Below are 6312 nucleotides of genomic sequence, written 5' to 3'. Positions count from 1 at the left end.
GGGGGGGGGGGGAGCCAGTACGGCACCGAGGCGCCGGTCCGGCGGGCGAAGTTCGCCGCCTGCTTGAAGTTCTGCACCGGCAGGATGCCGGGGATGATCGGGATGTCGATGCCGGCGGCGCGCACCTTGTCGACGTAGCGCAGGTAGATGTCGTTCTCGAAGAAGAACTGCGTGATCGCCTGGTCGGCGCCGGCATCGACCTTGGCCTTCAGGGCGTCGATGTCGGCGTCGAGGGAGGAGGCCTCCGGGTGCTTCTCCGGATAGGCCGAGACCGAGACCTTGAAGTCGCCGATGCGCTTGATGCCGGCGACGAGATCGGAGGTCTGGGCGTAGCCGCCCGGATGCGGCCGGTAGGCCGTCCCGATCCCGTCCTGCGGGTCGCCGCGCAGGGCCACGATGTGACGCACGCCGGCATCCCAGTAGGATTGCACGACGGCGTCGATCTCCTCGCGGGTGGCGTCGACGCAGGTGAGGTGGGCGGCCGGCTGGAGGCTCGTCTCCTTGACCATCCGCGCGACGGTGTTGTGGGTGCGCTCGCGGGTGGAGCCGCCCGCACCGTAGGTCACCGAGACGAATTTCGGCTGCAGCGGCGCGAGGCGCTCGATCGAGGACCAGAGGATCTTCTCCATCTCCTCGGTCTTCGGGGGGAAGAACTCGATGGAGACACGGATCGGACGATAGCTGTCGCGGCTGGCGCGATGGTGGGAGGCGGAAGGCATCGGGTCGTCCTCTCTGTCGATCGGTTCAGACGGTCGTCGATCAGGTTCGGGTGCAGGTGGAAACGGGCCGTCGCCCTCAGGCGACGGCCCGCTCCGGGATCATCTCGGGCGCGGGGGCCGCCCTCTCGGCCGCATCGGTGGCCAGCCAGAGGGTCACGGTCAACTGGTCCTCGACCTCGCTGGTGGGGGCGAGGTCCCGGGTGGTGACGGTGGGCAGGCCCGCATCGTTGAGCCAGCCCGTCACCTGCTCGGGCGCGAAGCCGAGACGGCGATGGGCCTGGGCCTCGCGCAGGAACTCGAGGTCGTGGGGGGCGAAGTCCACCACCAGCAGGCGCCCGCCGGGGGCGACGAGACGCGCGGCCTCGCGCAGGGCCCGGGTCGGATCGTCGAGGTAGTGCAGCACCTGATGGACGACGACGAGGTCGAACCCGCCGCGCCCGAAGGGCGGCGCGTGGATGTCGCCCTGGCGCAGGTCGACCCGCGACAGGCCGAGGCGTTCCAGGTTCGCCCGCGCCACCGAGAGCATCGCGTGGTTGGAATCGAGCCCGACCGCCCGGGCGGCGCGGCCCGCCAGGAGCCCGAGCATGCGCCCGGTGCCGGTGCCGAGATCGACGAGGTTCTGGATCGGCCGGTCGCCGAGCACGTCCAGGACCGCGGCCTCGACGATGGCCTCCGGCACGTGCAGCGAGCGCAGATGGTCCCACTTGGGGGCGAGACGGGCGAAGAAGGCCTGGGCGGCCTCGGCCCGCTGGGTGCGCACGGCCTCCAGGCGCGCGAAATCCTCCGAGAGCGGCGCCCGGGCGGCATCGAGCCCGGCCACCAGCGGCTCGACCAGGGCGGCCCGATCCTCCACGAGGCGGAAGAAGGCCCAGGCCCCCTCGCGGTGCCGCTCCACCAGACCCGCCTCCACGAGCAGCTTGAGATGGCGCGAGATGCGCGGCTGCGACTGGCCTAGAATGTCAGTCAGATCGGAAACCGAGAGCTCTCCGGCGGCCAGGAGTGCGAGGATGCGCAGGCGCGTCTCCTCGGCCGCCGCCCGCAGGATGGCGAGGGCGTCCGGAAACGGTAGGGCCGTGGCCGAGGAAGGTCCCGCGTTAGACATAAAGATATCTTTATGTGAAAACGAATGCGCTGACAAGCGCCTCGGGCACCCATCGGGATCGATCGCGCGGTCGCTCAGGGCCGGTTCCAGAGCCAGGCCGCCCCGCGGACACCGGAGGCGTCGCCGTACCGGCTCGGGCGGATCGGCGTGTCGAACGCATCCGAGAAGACGTGCGGCGCCACGCGTTCGGGGAGGCCCGCGAGGATCTCCGGCACCCGCGAGAGGCCGCCGCCGATGACGATGACGTCCGGGTCGATCAGGTTGACCCCGTGGGCGATGCCGCGCCCGAGGCGATCCAGGTAGCGGTCGACGGTCGCCCGGGCCTCCGCGTCGCCCGCCCGCAGGGCCGCGATCACGCCCTCGCCCCGGGTCGCCGTACCGGTGCGGCGGGCGTGGTCGGCGGCCAGCGCCGGACCGGAGACCCAGGTTTCGAGGCATCCGTGCCGGCCGCAATAGCAGGCGGGGCCGGGACGCTCGTCGTCGCGGGGGGATGGCAGCGGGTTGTGGCCCCACTCGCCGGCGATCCGGTCACGTCCCGAGAGGGCACGGCCCCGAAGGGCGATCCCGGAGCCGACGCCGGTCCCCAGGATGATGGCCCAGACGACGGGCAGGCCGGCGCCGGCGCCGTCCACGGCCTCGGAGACCGCGAGGCAGTTGGCATCGTTCTCGAGACGCACCGGGCGGGCGAGACCTCGCTCGAGATCCTGCGCGAAGGGCCGGCCGTTCAGCCAGACCGAGTTCGCGTTCTTGACGAGTCCGGTCCGCGGCGAGATCGCACCGGGCATGCCGATGCCGACCGTGCCGGGGGCTCCCGCTCGCGCCTCCAGGTCGCAGACCAGTCCCGCGATGGCCGTCAGCGTCGCGGCGTAATCGTCTCGCGGCGTGGCGATCCGCTGCTCGGCCCGCGTCGTGCCATCGGACGCGAGGGCGATCCCGGCGATCTTGGTGCCGCCGAGATCGATGCCGATGCGCAGAGGTTCGGACAGGTCCGGGTCCCGTCAGCGCGCCGCGGCCGGGATCGGGGACGCCGCCGCGGCGGTGGCGCTCGACTCCATCTCGGGTGCGTGGTCGGAGATGTCGGTGCCGATGGAAACCGGGTGCGCCATGACCTGGCGCAGCTTCTCCGTGTCGAGCTCGCCCTCCCAGCGGCTGACCACCACGGTGGCGACGCCGTTGCCGATCAGGTTCGTGATGGCGCGGCACTCCGACATGAACTTGTCGACGCCGAGGATCAGGGTCATGGCCGCCACCGGCACGGGGTTGTTGGGGATGGCGCTGAGCGTGGCCGCCAAGGTGATGAAGCCCGCGCCGGTGACGCCGGACGCGCCCTTGGAGGTCAGCATCGCCACCAGGATGATCGTGGCGTACTGGCCGAAGGACAGGTCGGCCCCCACGGCCTGGGCCAGGAACAGCGAGGCCAGGGTCATGTAGATGTTGGTGCCGTCGAGGTTGAACGAGTAGCCCGTCGGGATCACGAGGCCCACCACCGAGTCCGACGCGCCGAGGCGGCGCATCTTCGTCATCATGTGCGGCAGCACGGTCTCGGAAGACGACGTGCCGAGGACGATCAGGAGCTCGTCCTTGATGTAGGCGAGGAACTTGAAGATCGAGAATCCGGCGACCCGGGCGATGCCGCCGAGCACCAGGATCACGAACAGGAAGGCGGTGACGTAGAAGGTGCCGACGAGCCAGGCGAGGTCGATCACCTTGCCGATGCCGTACTGGCCGATGGTGAAGGCCATGGCGCCGAAGGCCCCGATGGGGGCGAGCTTCACCACCAGGCCGATGATGCGGAAGAAAATCTGCCCGGCCGTGTCGATGGCGTGGGTGATGGCCTCGCCGCGCTGGCCCATCCCGGTGACGACGACGCCGGTGAGGATCGAAATCAGCAGCACCTGCAGCAGGTCGCCGGTGGCGAAGGCGTCGAAGAAGCTCTTCGGGATCAGCGCCATGATGTGGCCGGTCACCGAATCGTCGGCGGCCATCTTGGCGTATTTCTCCACGGCCTTGGCATCGAGCTTGGTGACGTCGGCATTGAAGCCGGCACCCGGCCTGACGACCTCGCCCACGAGAACGCCGATGAGCAGCGCGATGGTGGAGACCACCTCGAAGTAGACGAGCGCTTTCAACCCGACGCGGCCGACCTTCTTCAGGTCGCCGATCGAGGCGATGCCGTGCACGATGGTACAGAAGATGATCGGCGCGATCATCATCTTGATCAGGGCGATGAAGGCATCCCCGAGCCACTTGACCGACTTGCCCCATTCGGGCTGCAGCCAGCCGAGGAGCACACCGAGGGCGATCGCGATCAGCACCTGGATGTAGAGCACCTTGTACCAGGGCTCCTTGACCGGACGTGGGACCGCGGCCGGTGCCGTTCCGTACGTCGTCGCCTGGGCCATGATCCCTCCCGCTGCGCTCTGCGCAACCCACTGATTGTTAATCCCGACGCTAGCCAGTTTATTCGCGTCGCTCAATCGCGGGCGGTGGGCTGCAATGACAAACCACGAGCGCTTACATGCCCTTCGCGGGAAAAAGTCCCGGCGGCGGGCAGGCAGACTGGCGCCGGGAGATCGCCAGTTTCGGCTCTCGGCGCGGATGCGGATCTTCGGCACGGGTGCCTGCCGGCGCTCGCGCGAGGGCCGGCCGGGTGGGACAGGCCTCGCCCCACGCGTCGCTGGTCGCGCGCGCCCATCGGACCGCGCCGGCGCCCGTTCCGGCCCGGATCACCCGGAGGGCGGGGCGAACCGCCCTGTCCGGCGACGGTCGCTCAGGTCTGCTGCGTGCGACGGGGACGAACGGTCCAGCGCTCGAACTCGGCGGCGATGTCGTCCTCGCCGCGCGCGGCGCCCTTCGGCTGCGGGTTGCCGAGCGCCTGCGACAGGCTCTCGATCACGTCGTCGATGCGGGAGTCGATGGCTGGCGCGCCCTCGGCGGCAGGCTCGCTCGCGGGCTCCGGCTGTGCGTGCGCATCCCCCGCCTCGGGGACCGCGGCCGCCTGCGCCTCGACCGGAGCAGGCTCCTCGGCCGGAGGAGCGGGCGCGGGTGCGGCCTCGGCGGCGACCGGTGCCGCCGCCGCGCTTCCGCCCGCGACCCGGCGCAGCGCCTTCATCATCCCGTCGCCGTCACCGGCATTGGCCTTCGGGGCGCCGTAGCGGCCGAAGCCGAAGCGCGGCTCGATCAGGTCGAGAACGGCGTCGAGGGCGGCATTGGACAGGCCGATCTCGCCGGGATGCGGCACGCCCTGCAGGGCCACCGCGTGCCGGTCGTAGCTCGGATCGCCGGTGACCTCGGGACCGAACCAGGCCGGCACCGGGAAACCCTGGCCCTCGTCGGCGCCGTCGAAGGACACGCTCACGAGGTCGAACTCGCCGGGCGCCACGTAGCGGTCGATCAGCGCCTCGCGGCCGCCGCCGAGGGCGAGCGCCGTGCGGTCATAGGCGGCCTTGCCCGAGCAGACATCCATCAGCGCATCGCCGTGCGCGCGCGGCACATCGGTGCGCTCTTCGCTGGACGTTCCGTCCGGTGCGGTGGTCACCAGGACGAGGTGGCAGGCCTGCCCGTCGACCCGGACGTAGGAGACGCGGCCGGCCTGGGGGGCGAAGTAGCCCTCTGTGATCCGGGAGCCTCCGCGCTCCTTGCGGATGAGGCGGACCAGGGCGGGGGCCACGAGAAACCGGCGTACGAGGCTCATCGACATTCTCCGCGATGTCGGTCGACCCGGCGATAGAGATCCGGGCGGACACTGACGTCAGGGCCGCCGACCTCCCGCGACGCGAGGTGGACAGACCGGCTTTCAGGTGGTTCCCCGCGCCGAGCCCGGCGGCCCTCCACGTGGAACAATGACATAGGATATGATCTGCGTTCATTCCCCGCGTAGCCGGGGCAGATCGGTTAATAATTCTCGTTCCGGACTAAGCAAAACGACGGCGAAATCAAGACCATCCCCGCCGTCGCTCCCCCTCATCCGTCGATCCGTCCCCATCGAAACCCGATCGGTCCCTCGTGCCGATGCCCGTCAGGCCTCCGGCTCGAAGCGCAGGGAGAGGCCGTTCATGCAGTAGCGCAGTCCGGTGGGCGGCGGACCGTCATCGAAGACGTGGCCGAGATGGCCCTTGCAGTGGGCACAATGCACCTCGGTGCGGGTCATCCAGTGGCTGCGGTCGACGGTCGTCTCCACCGCGTCGTCGAGGGGATCGAAGAAGCTCGGCCAGCCGGTCCCGCTCTCGAATTTGGTGCCGGTGACGAAGAGCGGGGCGTCGCAGCCGGCGCAGTGGAACACGCCCGGACGCTTCTCGGCGTTGAGGCAGCTGGTCCCGGCCCGCTCGGTGCCGTGCTCGCGCAGCACGCGATACTGGTCCGGCGTGAGGATCTCGCGCCATTCGGCCTCGCTGCGGGTCTGGATCTCGTCCGCGGCGGCCGAAGACATGGAGGAAGAGGACGTGGGGGAAGAGGACGTGGGAGGCGAAGACATCGGGCCTGTGCTCCTCA

The 6312-nt window shown here is 70.2% G+C and carries 6 protein-coding genes; all 6 read right to left on the bottom strand.

Annotation, left to right across the window (positions count from 1 at the left end; all coding sequences use genetic code 11):
- The coding region (locus ASF20_RS15160; RefSeq protein ID WP_244476446.1) for a methylenetetrahydrofolate reductase at positions 1 to 719 on the bottom strand (719 nt) is incomplete at its 3' end.
- Positions 720 to 795: 76 nt separating this feature from the next.
- On the bottom strand, positions 796 to 1821 hold the full coding sequence (locus tag ASF20_RS15155) for a metalloregulator ArsR/SmtB family transcription factor (RefSeq protein WP_056275360.1): 1026 nt from the start codon (positions 1819 to 1821) through the stop codon (positions 796 to 798).
- Positions 1822 to 1895: 74 nt separating this feature from the next.
- Positions 1896 to 2795, bottom strand: a complete 900-nt coding sequence (locus ASF20_RS15150) for an ROK family protein (protein ID WP_056275357.1) — start codon at positions 2793 to 2795, stop codon at positions 1896 to 1898.
- 24 nt (positions 2796 to 2819) lie between these two features.
- Positions 2820 to 4223, bottom strand: a complete 1404-nt coding sequence (locus ASF20_RS15145) for a dicarboxylate/amino acid:cation symporter (RefSeq protein ID WP_056275354.1) — start codon at positions 4221 to 4223, stop codon at positions 2820 to 2822.
- Positions 4224 to 4591: 368 nt separating this feature from the next.
- Complete coding sequence (locus ASF20_RS15140) at positions 4592 to 5515, bottom strand: hypothetical protein (protein WP_056275692.1); 924 nt, start codon at positions 5513 to 5515, stop codon at positions 4592 to 4594.
- Between the two features lie 324 nt (positions 5516 to 5839).
- Complete coding sequence (gene msrB, locus ASF20_RS15135) at positions 5840 to 6250, bottom strand: peptide-methionine (R)-S-oxide reductase MsrB (protein ID WP_056275350.1); 411 nt, start codon at positions 6248 to 6250, stop codon at positions 5840 to 5842.
- Positions 6251 to 6312 lie beyond the last annotated feature (62 nt).

Origin of the sequence: Methylobacterium sp. Leaf88, assembly GCF_001422795.1 — a bacterium.
In the GTDB taxonomy this organism is placed as follows: Bacteria; Pseudomonadota; Alphaproteobacteria; order Rhizobiales; family Beijerinckiaceae; genus Methylobacterium.
Note: the sequence above shows the minus strand (reverse complement) of the source record. Positions and strands in the feature narration are given on the sequence as shown.

Excerpts from the sequence above, each read along its gene's own strand:
- ASF20_RS15155 (WP_056275360.1), bottom strand. The coding sequence starts at position 1,821 with ATGTCTAACGCGGGACCTTCCTCGGCCACGGCCCTACCGTTTCCGGAC.
- ASF20_RS15145 (WP_056275354.1), bottom strand. The coding sequence starts at position 4,223 with ATGGCCCAGGCGACGACGTACGGAACGGCACCGGCCGCGGTCCCACGT.
- ASF20_RS15140 (WP_056275692.1), bottom strand. The coding sequence starts at position 5,515 with ATGAGCCTCGTACGCCGGTTTCTCGTGGCCCCCGCCCTGGTCCGCCTC.
- msrB (WP_056275350.1), bottom strand. The coding sequence starts at position 6,250 with ATGTCTTCGGCCGCCGCGGACGAGATCCAGACCCGCAGCGAGGCCGAA.